The following is an 18,330-nucleotide window of genomic DNA, read 5'->3' on the forward strand; positions in this document are numbered from 1 at the left end:
TTCTTCACCTTTATGGACTTGGTTAGAGAAGTTTGCCCAGCGTGGTTGGTCATGGAAAACGTGCCTGGTCTGCTCTCCGCCGAGCGAGGAACCGCCCTTGAGACAGTTATCGACACGCTCGAAGCGAACGGGTATTTGGGGGGATGGGTATCGTGTAACGCTCTCGATTCGGGCTTACCCCACAACCGAGACAGAGTGTTCTTTATCGCAAGTTTTAGATCCGAACGTGCCTATCGCTTCTTTACTGACAGCGGCGAATTGTCTGGGGATACTTCGCCGCGAGAATCGAGCCAAGCGAAAACTAGACCCGATTTTCGTCAAGTCGCTCTCCGAGACAATCCGCTTGTGGTACAACGTCGCGGTGGCTTCGGATATACCTTGGCAAAAAGCATCTGCCCCACGCTACGCGCCCAAACTGGAGGACATCAAGGCGGTCATTCAGACAGACCGATACTCTGTAGCGAGAAACTTGACGTTTACAGAATTCAATAAAAAATATACTCTACATGATTCTGGGTGGATTGGGGTATTTTTCAATGTTGCTTACGAGCAAACCGCAAATTTAGCAATTCAGTGGGATGCTGTGTGGTTGCCTGATGAGATCGCAGAAAGTACTTCTGTTGTGAGTGATTGGCCATATTTGTTTATTCAATTGAAAAATGTCGAGCAGTTCAGCACCAGTAATTACAATGATATTGGGAGTTTACCTAGAACAATATTTGGTTGTGAATTTGGAGAACTAGACGGAAAAAAGTTTTTAGCGATCGATGATGTATTTGGAGGACAAATTAATATAATTTATCGAGGTAACGAAACCTTTTTGGCAATGGATAAGGATAAGCGTATATTATCGATTTGAGTTCGAGACTATACTTGAGATCGATCCCAGCTAATAATTTGGTACTTTGATTTGTCGATCGAGTCTACAAAGCATATACTCGATCGATTGCTGAAGGACTAGCGATCGACAAGTGATTTAGAATAGAACCAGACTAACTACACCTAGACGGATTTGTATGACTAAATTACTAGAAGAAGCGATCGCCAAACTGAAGACTCGCCCTATTAGTGAGCAAGATTCGATCGCAGCCCTGATTCTAGAAGAACTCAACGAGGATAATCGGTGGAATGAATCATTTGCACGTTCCCCCGATCTATTAGCAAAACTCGTTGCTGAAGCAATGGCAGAGCATCATGCTGGTAGAACTCAAGAGCTAGATCCAGAAAAATTGTGAGATCTATTACTACTCCTCAGTTTCGTCAGATGTTTGCCGAGCTACCAACGCAAATTCAGGATCGGACTGATCGGACTCGCAAAGCATATCGGCTATTTCAGCAAGATCCCAATTATCCCAGCTTGCGATTCAAGAAAGTTCATTCCAAATTACCCGTTTATTCTGTCCGAATCAATAAAGACTATCGAGCAGTCGGTCAATTAGATGAAGATTCTATCGTTTGGTTTTGGGTTGGTTCTCATGCCGAATACGATCTGTTACTCGATAACTTTTAGAAAATGCGATTGCAAAAGCAGGTTTTCAACCAACGAAACCCAAGTTAAAATAATAAGTATTAAGAGGTAGAAAGATGAGTCCTCAATTACAGCAAGTACTGGCAGAGATCGATCGATTGTCACCGATCGAACAAATCAAAGTAATCGAACACATCACAGTTAATCTCAAAGAAGTAGTACCAACAACACAGCTCAGTAAAAGTAAATCCTCAGCCCTGATTCTAGAAGAACTCCATGCTGATCAAGATCTGGGCTTTAATGCCGATCGATTTAGAGAGTCCTGGAAACAAGCAGTAGCAGAAAATACGCTACCTCTCAGTCAATTATGGGAGGGTAGCGAGGTTGACTGAATCGTTCCCTATCGAAATTAGAGTTACTCCTGACTTTAGAAAGCAATTACGCAAACTAGAAAAGAGGTATCGTAAAATCAAATCAGATCTCGAACCTATTTTGATTCAAATTGAATTAAATCTATTCTTCAGTATCAACCGATCTATCCAAAATCAATTATCGTCAACTCGATCTAACTTTAATTTTAGCTGCATAAGCCTTGACAAATCGATCGTCAAATAATCTACTAATATCTACTTGAGTTTTGAGCAAGCCATTTTCAAGTAAAAATTTACTGGTTTCTGCGGCGGCTTGTGGTAAATAAGTGTTATCTTTTCCAGATTTAAAAGCTTCGAGATTATCTTCAACAGAAAAGATTTTAGTTCCATCTAGATATTCTTTATATTCTACCATGCTTACCCCCGCCCGCTTGGACATAATTAAATCGGCATCATCTCGATTGCGTCCCATTTTAATAAAGTCGAGAGTCATAAACCAGCTATCGACAACTGCTTGGACTTTTTCTGGATGAGCGGTGACAAATTTGCGTGTAAATACTAAATGGTCGGAAATCGAACCGGGAAAATCTTTAGAGCTAAATAATTCTCTGCTACCAGGCCGTTTTAGAGCTTTAGTAGTAAATGGAGCAAATACAGCAACAGCATCGACTTGACCTGCGACAAAAGCATCCGCAGCTTTACTGGTTTCGAGGGGGACAAAAATAATATCTTTCATCGTCATGCCGACTTTTTTCAAAGACTGTACTAGTAAGAAATGATCGACGGTACCTTCTTCGGCGGCTACTTTTTTACCTTTGAGATCTTTGACAGATTTAATTTGTTCGCTAATAATCAGCTTATCGTTGCCAGTAGAATTATCATTGGTTAGTACTACTACTAAATCTTTTCCTGTGGCGATCGAGCTAATTGTATCTGCTAGTGTTTGACTGTTAGCATCAATTTTACCATTGTTTAATGCAGCGATCGAATCGAGATAGTTATCGAACCACTGTAAATTAACATCGACTTTTGCTTGTTGAAATAGCTCTTTTTCTTGTGCGACTTGCCACGGGAACCAACCCGGCCAAGCACTAAACCCTAATTTAATTCCATTCGGATTTGGTAAAGCTGGGGTTTTGACTGGAGTAGAGCGATCGCTACAGCCGACAGTCATCGATAAGCTCGCACAAAACAGCAGGCTGGAGGTCAGCAAAGAACGTCTTTTCATCTGAAATATTTATGGGAATTTAAAATATCGCTCGGATTCTGGGGCTAGATTTAGTATGCCCAAAAGTTAGCGCAAATATAGAAAATCGAAAGATGTAAATAAAAATACTATTTACTGGAGATCGTTACCAAAATCTGTCTGTCCCCAAATTTCAGATAGCAATAAATCTTCACTAGTATTAATCGAATAATTTGTCGCCCAATTGTGGGGTAAGATGATTCGATCGATCCAACCGCGTTCGTTAGCAGTAACTGACGATCCTTGTTTGTAGGTATTTACGGTGGCTTGTAATTCTAATCGCAGCTCAGTCAAAAATTCTGGAGTTAGTTGTAAATGGGTTTCGGTATCTGCAAGATATTTGGCAACAGCAAATACTACTTGATAAACACAGCATTGTTGATAGAGATGTAAGCTCGATCGGGTTTCAGAAATCGACATGTCAAAACTAGGTGTGTTCAAACCTTTTAATAATAGTCCGATCCAATGGTGGATATAATCTAGATCGGCTAACCCCTCAGTCATTATTAATAGTTCTAAATTTAACCGATCGGGATGTGGTTGAATTTCATGTCTAAACCAGTCCCAGCACAGCTTGATAATTTGGGTGAATAAATGTTGATTGTCGGCACTAAATTCATGGCGTTTGCGGAATCTGTCGCTTATCAAAAATGCTTGGAATGCTGCTAATTCGGTATCGTGGCTGGCGATTCTCGTTCCGAGAGGGTACCCCAACGGCTCGATTTGAGGCAAATCGATAGCTACAGTAGGATGTGCCTCTAGCTGCGGCACATTGACAGCTTCAGCGGGTGCGGCTAGTTGTGCCAAATCGACACTGACGCTACCGCCGTTGGTGCGATCGCCTGCGAGGACATCGGTTTGGGCTTGCTGGAGATCGACTAAGGCTAGTAAGGCAATTTCCTTTATCCGATCGGGATGATGAGAAATCGCTGCTAGAATTGCCTGATTGAGGGCGAGAAAGCCCGGTAACTCGAATGATTCTGCCAAACTGATGCAGGTATCGGTCACCCGATCGAGACAGGCTAAAATCAGGCTAGCATCTTGAGTGGCGATCGCGGTAACAACTTCATCGATCTGTTCTTGAATGGTGGTTTCAAAAATTGAAGCAACGATATCAAATCCTAGTTCGATCGCTGTCGGTAATCCGATATCTGCCTCACTCCAATCGCCTAATTTTGACTTTAGACATTCGAGCGTCACCGACATCCGTTCGACGATCGATCCTTCATCAATTTCGAGATTGTTAATTTGAGCGTCTAAACATTCTTGCAGTCCTGAATATCCATCTAATAGCAATGTTTGAATCGACGGATCGATATTTACATCTAAGTCATAAAAAACGCGCGTCATGTCCTCAAAACTGTGAGCGATACATTCAAGCGCATCTAAGCCAACATTGGCGGCGGCACCTTTGAGGGTATGCAACGCGCGCATTAAATTATGAACTTTAGCTGTCGTATGTTCGGACGGTAATGTCAGAATTTCTTGCTCGATCGTTTGCATTAGTTCTGGTGCTTCAGCTAGGAAGTAGCTATAAGCTCGTGCCTGAATTTGTGAGTCATTCATGTGGATAGTGGATAGTGGCTAGTGGTTAGTTATACAATCAAATCTACTCACGATTCTTTACTGACAGTGCTAAGATACTTATTTAATGAGGCTTCAATCGCATTTTTAGTGATTGGTTTGCAGGTAAATTCTGAAGCTCCAACTACCTTAGAACGGACGCGATCGAGCAACCCGTCTTTACCTGTGAGAATGACGATCGGAATTTGCGTAAAAGCCGAAATCCGCCGAATTTGACCGCAAATTTCGTAACCGTTAACCTTGGGCATAATCAGGTCGAGAAAAATTAAATCTGGTTTAGTTTCGAGCAATCTCGGTAAGGCTTGAGTTGCATCTTGAATCGCAATAAATCGATAGCCAGCATCAGTAATAATTGCTCTCATTAGTTCGCAAATTCGAGGATTATCATCGATACAAATCACCAATTTGGCAGCCGTAAGTCTGGGAGCGTGTAGAGGTGGTAGATCGATGTTGGGGGCTGGTTTTGAGACAATCGTCGCTGCCGCAGTTAAAAATTTAGTCTCGATTTGGGCGGGGATGAGATCTGGTAAATCGATTAACTCAATGATGCCAGTTTGAATATAACGAATTAGCGATCGGGTAGTTAATAATAAATCTTCGTTAATTTCTACCGTGATTTCCCGCAATGTGCGTTTACCAGTAATTACCCGCACTAAATTTTGATAAATAATCGGCGTTGTTTGGCGATACAATTGCACGGGATGTCTGATTACTGGCGTTTTATTTGGTGAAATATTGCCTAATTTATGCGTTTGCCACTCTTGCCACATCACTTCAGCTCGCTCGATTGCGGCTTCTGTATCGATCGTTACCAATGGTCGTTGGCTAAAAATTTCAGCCTGGGAGCGAAAATTGAGCTTTTGTCCTTGGCTATACTGCAATAGATCGAAAATCGTTTCATGTGCCGCAGTATTCAAAATTGCTTCTAGCTCCGATCTTTTGATTTCGGATAGCGTCATCAAATTCAGCGCACCTTGATATTGCCAGCAAAATGCGCGACCATTTTCAAATGCATTTGCCTGGGTGTGATTAGCAGCTTGAAACAACAAGTTAATCCCGACATATTCGTAACCGACATGAGACTGCAACAGGCGTTGCCATAATCGATTGGGTTGTGCCAAATCTAGGCTCCAAACAATCTGTCCTTGGTAAAATGCAATCTCCCAGGCGCGTCCCGATGCTACCGAAACATTCACGTACCCAGTAAATTCGCCCCAACTCAGATACTGAAATCTACCGATGGCGTTACGTTGGGGGTCGGCAGCCGTCAAATAGTGAAGGTCGTTGTTCATTTAGGCAAGAAAGTGGGGCGATCGCGGCAACAGATTTAGATCCTTAACAATTAAGATGTCTAGTATAATTGTGATGACCAATTTTAAGAGTCTTCATTAGTATTCCCCAGTAATCGCCCAGTACGCTATCATCTTCAGTTAACATTAGCGATTGTCACAAAGATTAAGTTATCGCCAACCTTTGTGCTACAAGATGATGACGGTGTTGACAACCGCGATTGCCAGTATTATTGACGACTGCCCGGTTTAAATTAGGAGTTGACGTGTTGAATTTATTCGCTAGGTTAAAGGAACTATCCGCAAGATTGCCGCTGGCTGGGGCAGCAAAACCTCGTGAGAATCAACCGTTAGCTGGTGATTTCGATCGCGGCAACCATCCAGCGCACGAATCCGAACTTCCCGATCGCGATCGGGGTATTTCGTCGCCAGATCTGGCTAGCAATCTTTATGCCAGTAATAGTAGTGCCATTACCCCCAAGGTACCCACCACTGAAGCTGGCGAACTCACAGACACTGCTGTCGTCGGCAAGAGTGCCAAACACCGCAAATCGGGAGATCGCAAGCAACGTCCGGTATTAATAGCCGCTGGCAAAGCTGCCACCGCAGTCGGCGCGACGGTAGGGACGATCGGTAAAACGCTCGTCAAACCATTTAAAGGCTCTAAACCGCTCCACAAAAGAGGTTTATTTTGGCTGGGTTCTGGCTTGGGTGTAGGCTGCTTGGCTCTAGCGGGAGCCTGGGTATTTGTCGATCGCAGTGTCAGCGAGTACGCTCCGGCGGATGCGCTTAATTACGTTCGTCCCGGAACGGTCACTATTAAAGGTGTCGATGGCAGTATCTTGCTCCAAACAGGTAATGCCACCCGCGAGACGCTCAAAGTTTGGCAAATGCCCGAAAAGCTCAAAAAAGCCTTCGTCGCGATTGAAGACCGTCGCTTTTACGAACATGACGGCGTAGACTACAAAGGCGTAACGCGTGCCCTCGTTCAAAATATTACTTCTAAAAACCTCGTCGAAGGTGCCAGTAGCATCAACCAACAATTGGCACGAGTGGTATATCTCAATCAGGAGCGGAGTTTTTGGCGCAAACTGCGCGAAGTGCGTCTCGCCCAAAGATTGACCCAAGGATTGACCAAAGACCAAATTCTCGAACGCTATCTCAACCTCGTTTATTTAGGTGAAGGTAGCTATGGTGTCGCCGACTCTTCATGGGTGTACTTTAGTAAAACAGTAGACCAACTGACACTGGCAGAAATGGCGACTCTCGCCGCCATGCCGCCAGCACCCAATAAATACTCGCCATTCGTCAATCCTAAATTTGCCGAGCAACGCCGCAATTTAGTACTCGATCGGATGGCTGAAGCTAAGTTTATCACCGCAGCCGAAGCCAAAACCGCCAAAGCCGAACCGCTCAAGCCCAAACGCAGTCCGCTCAAGCGCGAAGAACAAGCAGCGCGCTACTTTACTAAATATATCGAGCAAGAACTACCCCAACGGATCTCTGCCAAAGCAATTAAAGAAGGTGGCTTAACTGTCGAAACCACCCTCAACCCCAAGTGGCAGGAAAAAGCCGAAGAAGTTGTCAACTCCACCGTCCGCAACAATCGCGGTTCCTTCGGACAAGCGGCAATGGTGAGCATCGATCCGCGCACTGGCGGCATTAAATCGATGGTTGGCGGGACAGATTTTGAAACCCACCAATTCAACCGCGTCACCCAAGCCAAACGCCAACCCGGATCGACCTTCAAACCGATCGTTTATGCAACTGCGATCGCAGGCGGCATCAGCCCGAATAAATCTTATCTCGATGCGCCGTTTGATGTCGATGGTTATAAGCCTAAAAATGCTGGTAAAAAGTTTAAGGGCTACATCACGATGCACGATGCGCTGATTAATTCAGTCAACATCATCGCTATTAAAATTCTGATCGATACTGGTTGGCAACCAGTGATTGACAATGCGAAGAAAATGGGGATCGAATCTAAGCTCGAACCTTACTACTCGATAGCATTAGGTGGACTAGAAGTTAATCTTTTAGAGATTAGCAGTGCTTACACTACCTTTGCCAATCGGGGTATTCACAATCCCGTACATGGCATTACACGAGTCACCAATAAAAAAGGTGAAATTATCTATCAAAGTAAACCAGAACCCACCAAAGTTTTTGAACCCGATACGACCGCGATTATGACTTGGATGATGAGCGGAGTCGTTAATGAGGGGACGGCTACCTCCGCCCAAATCGGTCGCCCGGTAGCGGGTAAAACCGGAACTACAGATAAAGAGCGCGACCTCTGGTTTGTCGGCTTTGTCCCCCAGTTAGTCACTGGCGTGTGGCTGGGTAACGACAATAATCGCCCGACAGGTAATGCTAGTAGCACAGCAGCTTACGCTTGGTCGCAGTTTATGAAAACAGCCGTCAAAGATTTCCCCGCCCAAAGTTTCCCCCCCCGTCCGGATAATCTCAGCGGACGTAAACCCGAACTCAAGCTCGATCCCATTAAGCCCCGCTATCGTCGCGATCTCCCCATGCCCAAGGATGGCGAACGAGTCGATGATGCCAATCCTAATTCTCAAGAGAGTCCGCGTCGTTCTCGTCGTCGCCGCTCGGAAGCATCCACCGATAGCAATAATAACAGCAGTTCTCAGACGAGTCCGCGTCGCTCTCGTCGTAGCCGTTCGGAAGAATCAAGCGGTAGCAACAATAGTAGTTCTCAAGATTCCCGCCGCTCTCGCCGTCGTCGTTCTAGCGAAGAGTAATTGGTGCTAAATTTATCGATCGCACGTATCGATCTGAGTTAGATAAGTATGCATACTTACTCTTTTCCCGCCCAATTAATAGATAATCTCGATCTGCGCTGTCGGTTGTCGATCGTGCGATCCACTATCCACTCAGTCTAAACTGACAGGAAGAGCGGATTTGGCGTATGGGTGTCGATCGTCACAGCCCCAATTAAAGACAGTCAAATAGCTGATTTTATACTTAAAAGCTGGCTGGCTCAACTGTCTTTAATGATGAAATTACTGATGTCAATCCGATCGTCAGATTGGATAATTGGAGTGAGATCGATCGGATCGAGGAGTGAATTAGTACCTTCCAGCCATTAGCTGGATTGAAAAATTCAATTGCCTTCGATCCGGCTTGGGAACGAATCGGCAAAAAATATTGTCCGATTTGAAAGCAGCATGTTTTTGGATTTTAACAGTGCGACTCATACTTCAGTTTGACTCTAATATTGGAGACATTCGATCGTCAAACAAATCGGCTGGAACTAACTTGTCTTAGGTTGGCTTTTCATGGGAACAGCACAGCAAAAATCGTTATCGGCTGCTTAAAACTAAACATAACAAAGAAAATATCATGAAATTCTCGATCCTCAATTGTGTATCGATCGCTTGCGTCGTTTTAGGCACGGCTGGTATAGCTTCTGCCGAATCGTTTAGAACTGTCAGAGCCAATGATGGCACAGTCTACCAGATCGATTTGGATACTCGCACTGAGTACACAACCGATAGCGGGTGGAGACACATTCAATTCTGGCTCAGTACCAGCGGCGATCCTAACAAACATCGTTCGACAGCCTCTTGTCAGCCTTATCAGGTGCAGTCCGAATTTTATAACTTTAACTGGTTACCAGATGGTGGTGGCTATCCCGCCGGATCTGTCGGTGGCGAAATCGCCAGGGTAGCCTGCAATTAACTTAGCTTGCCACTAAATTTAGCCCCAGATCCCCGATCGTGCTAATGTGTTCATACTGTGCCGTTTCAGGGGATTGGGGTATCTAAATCTCAACATGCATTCCCACAGACTTGCTGGTGTGCGGTATTTGCCTGCACTGCCAAAATCAGATCGAGTGCGTCTTAAATCATGGAGTTTGCCAGTTATCATTTATGGTCGCAATTCGAGCCTGCATTAGGCTGGGAAGATACGCACTGCCAGATGCAGCGGGGGTGGCGGTGGACTCAAACAGCTCGGAGCGATGATTCACACAGCGTCCCATTTACCGAAACAATTTGGCAAAAGGTGGGAAAACTCGCCCAACAAGGGGTATATGAGTTTCATCGCGATCCCTTGTTACTAAAACATCCACGGGGCTGCGAACGAGTTGCCGATCGACTGTACTTGTATTATGAGGTTGCCGTGGTACGCGATCGAGTGATGCAGATTCTGAGGCAATATCAAGCCGATCCCTGGTTGCGCGATCGCCAAATTGTGCTGTTAAATCGCGGCGATGAGCCAATTCCACCCCCGATCGAAGTATGTATTAATGAAGATAATTTTTACCTTTACGCTGCCTTTGATTGTATCGTTCGATCGGTCGAGCGCGAATTTGTAGCACAAAATCGCCAGCAGATCGAGATTATCGATTTCAAAACCGGAATCGCCGATCCCGATCTTCGTCAAGCCGATGTTTATCTGTTGGCGGGTAAATATCTATATCCCGATTTCGATGTGGTGGCTTCTTTTTACAATCTAGAGACGATGACTAGTTCGGAACTAATTACCGCCACTCCAGAGCGATTGGACGATATCGCCCATAAATTAGCCACAATTGCCAAGCTTCACCAACAGCAACTTCAAGCATATCAACTAGATCCCACCAGCTTCGATCGATTATTTCCGCCCCATCCCGGTACTCACTGTCGAGCCTGTAATTTTAATTATCACTGTACTTATAGCGCAGCTTGATAATTTAAAAAATCGATAACCAAAACTGACATTACAGCAGTTGCCATGTCGGTTAGGACACAAACCCGACTGTCTTGTCTCGCTAAACCGTCGGGAAACAGAGGCGTGCGCGAGCCGCTTTTTGGAAAAGTCGGGTTTGTAGCGGCACTAGTTTTACTGCCCTAACCACCCTGGCGATTGCTATAAGTACTATTCACTATTCACTATCCACTATTCACAAAAAGCTAATAGCTATATTTGAATCCAAGATCTCAGATTGCCTCTGGCTCTAATTTTCCGATTGAGTCAGCCGCCGAATATTGAGGACATCGCTCATCTGCTTGATTTGCGAAAAACAGCGTTCTAGTTGTGCCTTATCGCTAACTTCGATCGATAGATCGATAATAGCTGGTCTAGCATAATGGGTAATCACATTTGCCGATCGGACGTTAATTTTATTATCGGTCAAGCGGGACAAAACATCCTTGAGAACGCCAACGCGATCGAGAACTTCTAATTGGACGCTGACGGGATAAGTCCGGGGTTTCTCTTTGGCGATTTGGGTATTCCAACTGACTGGTAATAACCGATTACCGTCCATTTGTTCGACATTGACACAACCTTGACGGTGAATCGAAATGCCACTATTGCGCGTGACAATCCCGATAATTGGTTCGCCTGGAATTGGACTACAACAACCTGCTAAGTGATGTAATAATCCCTCGATTCCTAAGATCGGGAAGTCGCTAACAGGGGAAGTCGATTGTTTTGGTAAAGTCGTGGGGGGTAGCTCTAGCGTAGGAGCTTCGCGATCTTTGACCGTTTCTCGCAGGCGATTTACTACTGTCTTCTGGGTAATCTCGCCATAGCCCAAACCTGCGAGTAAATCCTCTACAGTGATGTAGTTACACCGTTGGGCGACTGCCAACATCGGTTCGGATTTTAGAAGGGCTTCTAGACCATTTTTGCCCAGTTCTCGCTCTAGTAATTCTCGCCCTCTCGCCACATTTTCATCGCGGTGCGATCGCTTATACCATTGGGTAATCCGGTTGCGCGCGCCAGGGCTGACGACAAAATTCAGCCAATCGAGACTGGGGCGACTATTTTCGCGAGTAATAATCTCGACAATATCACCATTTAATAGCGTTCGCGATAGCGGGACGATGCGATCGTTAACTTTCGATCCCGCACAGTGGTTACCGACTTCGGTATGAATCCGATAGGCAAAATCGACAGGGGTGGAACCTTGGCGGAGAGATACGACTTCGCCTTTGGGGGTAAATACATATACGTCGCGTTCGAGTAAATGATCTTTGAGATGGTCGTCAAATTCGATCGCATCTTTAACATCATTTTGCCACTCTAGTAATTGTCGCAACCAAGAGAATTTTTCGTCTACTTCTGTTCTTCTAGTTGTCGTTGATTTACTAGTTTCGGTTCCGCTATCGGCTTTATTATCTGTCTTAGCAGTTTGCTTATATTTCCAATGGGCGGCAATTCCATATTCAGCAACATTGTGCATTTCTAAAGTCCGAATTTGCACTTCTAATGGCGTGCCTGTAAATCCAACCACCGTAGTATGCAATGATTGATAACGGTTATTTTTAGGCAAGCCGATATAATCTTTAAACCTCCCTGGTATGGGCTTGAAAATATCATGTATTTCTGCTAACGCTAGATAGCATTCATGATTTGATTCGACAATAATTCTAATTGCTGTTAAATCGTAAATTTCACCAAACTCTTTTTTCTGGTAGCGCATCTTTTGATAGATACTATACAGATGTTTGGGTCTGCCACTGATATCGGTATAGTTAATATTGGCGCGATCGAGGCGATGGCGAATCATTTCGGTAACGTTAGCAATTCGGCTCTCTCTGGCGGTTCGCTTCTCGGCAACTAAATCTTGAATCCGCTGATAATCTTCAGCTTCGATGTATTTAAATGAGAGATCTTCGAGTTCCCATTTAATGCGTCCCAAACCCAATCGGTCGGCTAGGGGTGCAAAAATGTCACGAGTTTCTTGAGAAATTGCTTGCTGTCGCTCGATCCGTAAATGATCGAGCGTTCGCATGTTATGTAATCTGTCGGCTAACTTAACAACAATGACGCGAATATCTTGCGCCATTGCAATAAACATGCGTCGAAAATTTTCAGCTTGCTGCTCTTTTTTACTCGAAAATTCAAACTTAGAAAGTTTAGTTACTCCTTCGACTAAGTGTGCTGTCTCCTGCCCGAATCTCGCTTCAATCTCATCGATTTTAATTTCGGTGTCTTCCACCACATCATGCAAAAATCCCGCAGCAATCATCGCCGCGCCGCCACCTAAATCTCGCAATAATCCAGCTACTGCGATCGGATGGCAAATATATGGTTCTCCCGATTTGCGTTTTTGTTCGCCATGCAATTCGTAGGCAAATTGAAAGGCATTTTTAATTAATCGAGCATCGACATCGACTGGCTCTTTACTATCTGGTGCAGTGTTCAAACACTGCTGCAACCAATCAGGAATACCACAGCTATAAGTCATTACTTCACTAGCTGTTGGCATCTCATTCGCATTTTTAAGATTGCACTCTGATACAGGGATGGGAGGAGTCATAGGGGGAGGTGTGGAGAGTGTGGGTGTGGTTTCGGCTCCGCTCAACCACCGGGAGGTGTGGAGAGTGTAGAGAATAATGAGAGCGAGACGGATAGCTATAATATGGCAATTTGGGAGATAGCGATCGATACTCCAATTTCGCCCGATGTTGTCGATCTAGGTAAACTGTATTATGGAAATGAAGGAATGATGTGTGCGATCGACAAAAAATCTCAAGATCGCGATCGGCAAATATAAATATATAGTCCTGACTCAGCGATCGACCGGAACTGAGGCTGTAGCGTTCGATCGAAAGTATTAGCCGTCGAATTATGTATATAATATTCTATTCTATTTGAGTTATTTATGTTGCCAACCGCACAGATTTTAATCTGGCAACAATTATTTACCCTCTTGAGTAATTTGCCCAGTGACTCGACACCAGAACTCAAAGCTAGTCTCAGCCAAGCGATCGAGCTATTCGAGACCGAGATTATTCCTCAAGATCTCGATAGCTTACCAGATCCGATCGCTGGTAAAATGCGATCGTATTTAACCGAAAGCCATCGACTACTCCGGTTAATATCTATGGATGCGTTATTTATCGCCACCACGCGCAATCCCACCACAATCGATCTCCGCCGTCAAGCCTATCAGCATAAATTAAATCTCTTACTTCAATATTGTCAAGCCGTCATCGATAATTCATAAGATCGATGCATTTGAAACTCAATGTAGACATTCATGCTGCGATCGCACTTGAGGGGGATTTTACCCTCCTGCGCCAAACATGGTTTGCGACTTACAATTTACGAATTACGACTTATTTTAAAGATGCAGTGTCCCAAGTGTAAATCCGAGCTAGTCAATGGACTACTCAGCGATCTGTTATTAACAAAACATTGTCGAGAATGCGAGGGCGATTGGATTCCCGGACATAATTATCAAACCTGGCGATCCGAACGTCCCGTCACGCCACCAAATCGCGATGTCTTAATTCAAAATTATCATCTGCCCTACACTCCTAGCCCCTATGATGCTAAAGCTGCACCATGTCCGCAATGTGGCATGATGATGGCTAGGGGCAAAATCGCCCTCAAGCAGCCATTTTATCTGGAACATTGTCTCTCCTGCGGCGGTGTTTGGTGCGATCGAGGGGAATGGGAAGTTCTCGAACAATTAGATCTCCATACTAATATCTCTCAGATTTTTTCTAATACTTGGCAAGCTCAAGTTCGCGCCAGCTACAAAAACGAACTCGAACGTCAAGCCGTCATCGACAAGGTAGGTGTAGAAATGGCACAGCGCGTCTTCGATCTCGCCGATCTCCTCGTCAAAAGTCCCAATGGCGATTTTGCCGCCGCCTACTTAATGCGGAGATTCGAGCGGGATCGGGGATAGGTTTTAGGTTTTAGGTTTTAGGCTTTAGGCTTTAGGCTTTGACAATTACTCCTTACTCCTTACTCTTTACTCCTTACTCCTTACATGTCACTACTAACCGTCCAAAACCTCTGGGTGACTTATCCACAATCGGAATCGAGCCAGCAAATTGTAAATGCGATCGAAGATGTCTCGTTTCAGTTGGCTGCTGGTGAAAAAATTGGCTTTGTAGGCGAATCGGGGTGTGGTAAATCCACTCTAGGTAAGGCGATTATGCGGCTATTACCGACGAATTCGCGGATTGAGGGTAACATTTCATTTGAAGGACAATCCATACCTGCGATGGATGCTGAAGCCTTGCGGCGGTTTCGGGGTGAAGTTGTGGGCTTAATTTTCCAAGATCCGATGACGCGACTCGATCCGCTGATGACGATTGGCAATCACTGTCTGGAAACCCTCCAAGCGCACGAGCCGCACCTTACCAAACAACAAGCCAAACAACGCGCTCTAGATACCCTAGCAGCCGTCAAAATTCCTGAAGATAGGTTTGCTCAGTACCCGCATGAATTCAGCGGTGGAATGCGCCAGCGGGTGGCGATCGCACTAGCTTTACTACTCAATCCTAAATTAATTATCGCCGATGAGCCGACGACGAGTTTGGATGTGCGGGTATCGGCGGAAATATTGCGAGAATTGACGCGGTTGTGTCAAGAACGCCAGATGGGATTATTACTAATTTCCCACGATCTAGCGACGATTGCGACTTATTGCGATCGGATTGTTGTCATGAATAAAGGGCGCAAAGAGGAAGAAGGTACAGTCGAGCAGATTTTTGGCAATCCGCAGGCTGAATATACCCAAACTTTACTCAAATCGGCTCTCCACGTCCAGACGAACGAGCGAGTCGAACTGACAGCCGCACCACCGCTCAAAAAACCGATCCTGACGATCGATCGACTCCAAAAGCATTACACGATCGAAACCAGTCTCATTCAGCGAATTCTGACTAATGCCAAACCCAAAATTACTAAAGCTGTCGAAAATGTCCACCTCGAACTCTATGAAGGGGAAATCTTTGGGCTAGTCGGCGAATCTGGGTGTGGTAAGAGTACCCTGTCGCGGACGATCTTGCAATTAGTTCCCGCAACGGGCGGTACCGTAACGTTTTGCGGCGAAGAACTTACTACTTTATCCCCCGCTCAAATCAGATCCAAACGTCGCGAAATGCAGATGATCTTTCAAGATCCGAGCGCGTCGCTCAACCCGATGATGACTGTCGGCGAAAGTATTGCCGATCCCCTAATTATCCATCAGCTTACCGACACGCCAGCACAAACGCGATCGCAAGTACTCGCGATGCTCGAACGGGTGGGGTTGAATCCAGCGGCTGAATACTACGACAGATACCCCAACCAGCTCTCAGGCGGGCAACAGCAGCGGGTAGGCATTGCCCGCGCTTTAATTACCAAGCCCAAATTAGTAATTTGCGACGAGCCAGTGAGCATGTTAGATGCCACGATTCAAGCCGAAGTGCTAGAGCTAATGCTAGAACTCAAGCGCGAACACAATCTCACCTACTTATTTATCACTCACGATCTGTGGCTGGCAAGGTTTTTGTGCGATCGAATTGCCGTCATGAATCAAGGGCAAATCGTCGAAATGGGCGATACTCAAGAGATTTTTTTTAATCCGCAGCAGCCGTATACCCAGGAATTACTAGCAGCCGCACCCCTATTGACAAAACAAGGATAACAGATTTTAAATTACTACAGAAAATTTAGACCGATGCGTGGTAATATGACTCGCGATATCCACTATCTAAATATTAACTGTCGATCGTCAATTAATAGTTAAAGAAAATTGGGATCTAACGTCAGCTTACCCCGCTCTATTGTTTATGACCTTCTGGACTATCATTGCTAGTATCGCCAGTATTCTGTCGCTGATTTTTCATCTCAGTGGTAAAGGCTCGGCTCTGCGACAATTTACACTACCCACCACAACAGCACTAGTCGCATATACGATCGGCAGACACCACACAGATGTCGAGCAAATTTCTAGTTTATTCCTTCAAGATCCGCATTTACTATTTATGACGATCGTGATGGTATTAGTGTTTGCACTAGCAATGTATTTAGTCGAATCGATTAAACCAGATGCCAAAATATCATTTATATTTTTAGTTTTCTTGTCAACTATCGTCGTTCCCCAAATCATTAAAAGTTACAATGACATTGCGCCAATGGTTTCGACTCAAGACTATCTCGCGCTAGCCAGAGTCAAAGAAAATGATGGTAATACAGAAGACGCAATTAAGTATCTCAAGATTTATAGCAAACGTGTCGATCGAGTAGAGTTACAAAAACAAGTAAACGATCGGATCGACAGTCTTCGCAGGCAACAGTTTAAGCGAGAATCGACTGTTAAAAGTAAACTCAAAGATAATTAACTATAGCAGAGCTATCGATTGAGTCGATACCCAATAGTTACAAAAAAATTGGGTACCTAGTAGTAACTTATTCAGTTGCTACCAGTCGCCAATCGATTTGGATCTGTTTACTGCGATCTTCCATTTGTGAATTCAGCGTAGCAATCATCGCGATCCGATCGAGATTGCCTTGAAGTTCTTCTTTACTATGGAACCCTTCTAATCGGTCTAAGATTCTACCATTGGTAAATAATATTAAAGTTGGTAAAGTCCTTAGTTTATAAGTACTAGCTGACTTGAGATTTTGGTCTGCGTTAATATTAACCAGTTTAATTTGCTCGCTCCAGCGATCGTAAAATTGAATCAGTGTCGGCTGAATTAACTTACATGGGCCACACCAAGGTGCGCCAAAGTTAACTAATACGGGAATGGACGATGCGAGAACCTGTTCCTTGAAATTCAAATCTGTTACAAAATGGATCATACAACACGGTTGGTTGAATATTAAATATTTTCTTATATAGGTAATCATTTTAACCCTAATTAGCACGATCGGGGTACGGGGATCGGCGAATAACGAGAAGGGATCGCGACAACATTATTGCGAACTGTGGCGGATGTCATCAGATCTGGCTAGGTAATAGCTAGCGATCGACCTTCTAAAAGGATACCCTAGCAGCCATCTGAATTAACCACGGATGCCCCCACGCGAATAATAAGACAAAGGCAACGACACCAATGTAAGCGGGTCGGAGGAACTCTGCTAATTTTAGTGTCTGTCTGCCGTCTAAAATCGCCAAGAACGGCACGATCGAGGTTCTGGCTTTAACTAGTTCAAAATCCTTGCCATACCGCTGCCCCAGCCGATAATCGCCATGCCAGACTGCAAATAAGTGGTGGAGCATTAATCCGATCGAAGTTACTAGCGTAAAACTAGTACCAAGCCAGAGCGTATGGGCGATACACCAAATTAATTGTCCCACCATTTGCGGGTGGCGGGTAATTCGCATAATCCCAGTCTCATAGATCCGGACTTGCGGTTTGAGAACGGCAGCGACTTCTAGCAAGTTGAAAGTGGCTGGATATAAAAATAAGAATGAGATAAAAGACAAAACCCAGACCAGGGGAGCGATCCAAGGTGTACCCTGAACTTGCCACAGTTGCCAACCATCATAGCGATGATTGAAAAAATAAATAATTAGCATAGTCGCAAATGGAATACTCACTAATGCGAATAACACGCGGTACAACCGTGCGCCGATCTTGGTTTCGCCCCAAGGTCGTAAAGCTGCCAGTCCGCTATGGGCGATCG

At 44.8% G+C, this 18,330-nt stretch carries 21 protein-coding genes; 14 read left to right on the forward strand and 7 right to left on the reverse strand.

Annotated features, from left to right (window positions below; translation table 11 throughout):
• The 5 genes from Q0R35_RS15885 to Q0R35_RS15905 form a co-directional block, all read left to right on the forward strand.
• Positions 1–492: DNA cytosine methyltransferase (locus tag Q0R35_RS15885; protein WP_295620495.1), on the forward strand; the 492-nt coding region annotated here is incomplete at its 5' end.
• A complete protein-coding gene (locus tag Q0R35_RS15890; RefSeq protein WP_295620498.1) occupies positions 470–859 on the forward strand; it encodes a hypothetical protein in 390 nt (129 codons plus the stop codon). The genes Q0R35_RS15885 and Q0R35_RS15890, both read left to right, overlap by 23 nt.
• A 157-nt stretch (positions 860–1,016) precedes the next feature.
• Positions 1,017–1,235 (forward strand): hypothetical protein, encoded by a 219-nt coding sequence (locus Q0R35_RS15895; RefSeq protein WP_295620501.1) that lies wholly within the window; start codon positions 1,017–1,019, stop codon positions 1,233–1,235.
• A complete protein-coding gene (locus Q0R35_RS15900) occupies positions 1,232–1,510 on the forward strand; it encodes a hypothetical protein (protein WP_295620504.1) in 279 nt (92 codons plus the stop codon). Before Q0R35_RS15895 ends, Q0R35_RS15900 begins: the two co-directional genes overlap by 4 nt.
• A gap of 74 nt (positions 1,511–1,584) precedes the next feature.
• The gene (locus tag Q0R35_RS15905; protein WP_295620507.1) at positions 1,585–1,860 is read left to right on the forward strand and encodes a hypothetical protein; all 276 of its coding nucleotides are present in this window, start codon (positions 1,585–1,587) and stop codon (positions 1,858–1,860) included.
• Between the two features lie 163 nt (positions 1,861–2,023).
• On the opposite strand, the gene Q0R35_RS15910 is transcribed toward Q0R35_RS15905, so the two are convergent.
• From Q0R35_RS15910 to Q0R35_RS15920, 3 genes are all read right to left on the reverse strand, one after another.
• Positions 2,024–3,067, reverse strand: coding sequence for an ABC transporter substrate-binding protein (locus tag Q0R35_RS15910; protein WP_295620510.1), 1,044 nt, complete (start codon positions 3,065–3,067; stop codon positions 2,024–2,026).
• A gap of 111 nt (positions 3,068–3,178) precedes the next feature.
• A complete protein-coding gene (locus tag Q0R35_RS15915; protein ID WP_295620513.1) occupies positions 3,179–4,651 on the reverse strand; it encodes an Hpt domain-containing protein in 1,473 nt (490 codons plus the stop codon).
• A 47-nt stretch (positions 4,652–4,698) separates the two neighbouring features.
• Positions 4,699–5,961 carry a response regulator gene (locus Q0R35_RS15920; RefSeq protein ID WP_295620516.1) on the reverse strand — a complete coding sequence of 421 codons (1,263 nt, stop codon included), beginning with the start codon at positions 5,959–5,961 and terminating at the stop codon, positions 4,699–4,701.
• 263 nt (positions 5,962–6,224) lie between these two features.
• Here Q0R35_RS15920 and Q0R35_RS15925 point away from each other — a divergent pair, with 263 nt between their 5' ends.
• Positions 6,225–8,720, forward strand: a complete 2,496-nt coding sequence (locus Q0R35_RS15925) for a transglycosylase domain-containing protein (RefSeq protein WP_295620518.1) — start codon at positions 6,225–6,227, stop codon at positions 8,718–8,720.
• 223 nt (positions 8,721–8,943) lie between these two features.
• On the opposite strand, the gene Q0R35_RS15930 is transcribed toward Q0R35_RS15925, so the two are convergent.
• On the reverse strand, positions 8,944–9,120 hold the full coding sequence (locus tag Q0R35_RS15930) for a hypothetical protein (RefSeq protein WP_295620521.1): 177 nt from the start codon (positions 9,118–9,120) through the stop codon (positions 8,944–8,946).
• 201 nt (positions 9,121–9,321) lie between these two features.
• Here Q0R35_RS15930 and Q0R35_RS15935 point away from each other — a divergent pair, with 201 nt between their 5' ends.
• Both Q0R35_RS15935 and Q0R35_RS15940 read left to right on the forward strand, forming a co-directional pair.
• The gene (locus tag Q0R35_RS15935) at positions 9,322–9,660 is read left to right on the forward strand and encodes a hypothetical protein (protein WP_295620524.1); all 339 of its coding nucleotides are present in this window, start codon (positions 9,322–9,324) and stop codon (positions 9,658–9,660) included.
• Between the two features lie 168 nt (positions 9,661–9,828).
• Entirely contained in the window at positions 9,829–10,650 is an 822-nt protein-coding gene (locus Q0R35_RS15940; protein WP_295620527.1) for a PD-(D/E)XK nuclease family protein, read from the forward strand.
• A 268-nt stretch (positions 10,651–10,918) separates the two neighbouring features.
• Here the strand turns inward: Q0R35_RS15940 and Q0R35_RS15945 are convergent, their stop codons facing one another.
• On the reverse strand, positions 10,919–13,180 hold the full coding sequence (locus tag Q0R35_RS15945) for a bifunctional (p)ppGpp synthetase/guanosine-3',5'-bis(diphosphate) 3'-pyrophosphohydrolase (RefSeq protein ID WP_366944920.1): 2,262 nt from the start codon (positions 13,178–13,180) through the stop codon (positions 10,919–10,921).
• A 108-nt stretch (positions 13,181–13,288) separates the two neighbouring features.
• Here Q0R35_RS15945 and Q0R35_RS15950 point away from each other — a divergent pair, with 108 nt between their 5' ends.
• From Q0R35_RS15950 to Q0R35_RS15975, 6 genes are all read left to right on the forward strand, one after another.
• The gene (locus Q0R35_RS15950) at positions 13,289–13,468 is read left to right on the forward strand and encodes a hypothetical protein (protein WP_295620534.1); all 180 of its coding nucleotides are present in this window, start codon (positions 13,289–13,291) and stop codon (positions 13,466–13,468) included.
• 108 nt (positions 13,469–13,576) lie between these two features.
• Complete coding sequence (gene patD / locus Q0R35_RS15955) at positions 13,577–13,921, forward strand: heterocyst frequency control protein PatD (RefSeq protein WP_295620536.1); 345 nt, start codon at positions 13,577–13,579, stop codon at positions 13,919–13,921.
• Between the two features lie 5 nt (positions 13,922–13,926).
• Entirely contained in the window at positions 13,927–14,064 is a 138-nt protein-coding gene (locus Q0R35_RS15960; RefSeq protein ID WP_295620539.1) for a hypothetical protein, read from the forward strand.
• Entirely contained in the window at positions 14,045–14,611 is a 567-nt protein-coding gene (locus Q0R35_RS15965) for a zf-TFIIB domain-containing protein (RefSeq protein ID WP_295620542.1), read from the forward strand. The genes Q0R35_RS15960 and Q0R35_RS15965 overlap by 20 nt, the downstream gene beginning before the upstream one ends.
• 84 nt (positions 14,612–14,695) lie before the next feature.
• The gene (locus Q0R35_RS15970; protein WP_295620545.1) at positions 14,696–16,342 is read left to right on the forward strand and encodes an ABC transporter ATP-binding protein; all 1,647 of its coding nucleotides are present in this window, start codon (positions 14,696–14,698) and stop codon (positions 16,340–16,342) included.
• 145 nt (positions 16,343–16,487) lie between these two features.
• Positions 16,488–17,039, forward strand: coding sequence for a hypothetical protein (locus tag Q0R35_RS15975; protein WP_295620549.1), 552 nt, complete (start codon positions 16,488–16,490; stop codon positions 17,037–17,039).
• A 67-nt stretch (positions 17,040–17,106) separates the two neighbouring features.
• On the opposite strand, the gene Q0R35_RS15980 is transcribed toward Q0R35_RS15975, so the two are convergent.
• Together Q0R35_RS15980 and Q0R35_RS15985 are read right to left on the reverse strand one after the other, a co-directional pair.
• Positions 17,107–17,550: a thioredoxin domain-containing protein gene (locus Q0R35_RS15980; protein WP_366944919.1), complete on the reverse strand. Its 444-nt coding sequence runs from the start codon at positions 17,548–17,550 to the stop codon at positions 17,107–17,109.
• 127 nt (positions 17,551–17,677) lie between these two features.
• A partial coding sequence (locus tag Q0R35_RS15985) for an NnrU family protein (RefSeq protein WP_295620555.1) occupies positions 17,678–18,330 on the reverse strand: 653 nt, incomplete at its 5' end.

It is taken from the genome of Chamaesiphon sp. GL140_3_metabinner_50 (assembly GCF_025361915.1).
In the GTDB taxonomy this organism is placed as follows: domain Bacteria; phylum Cyanobacteriota; class Cyanobacteriia; order Cyanobacteriales; family Chamaesiphonaceae; genus Chamaesiphon.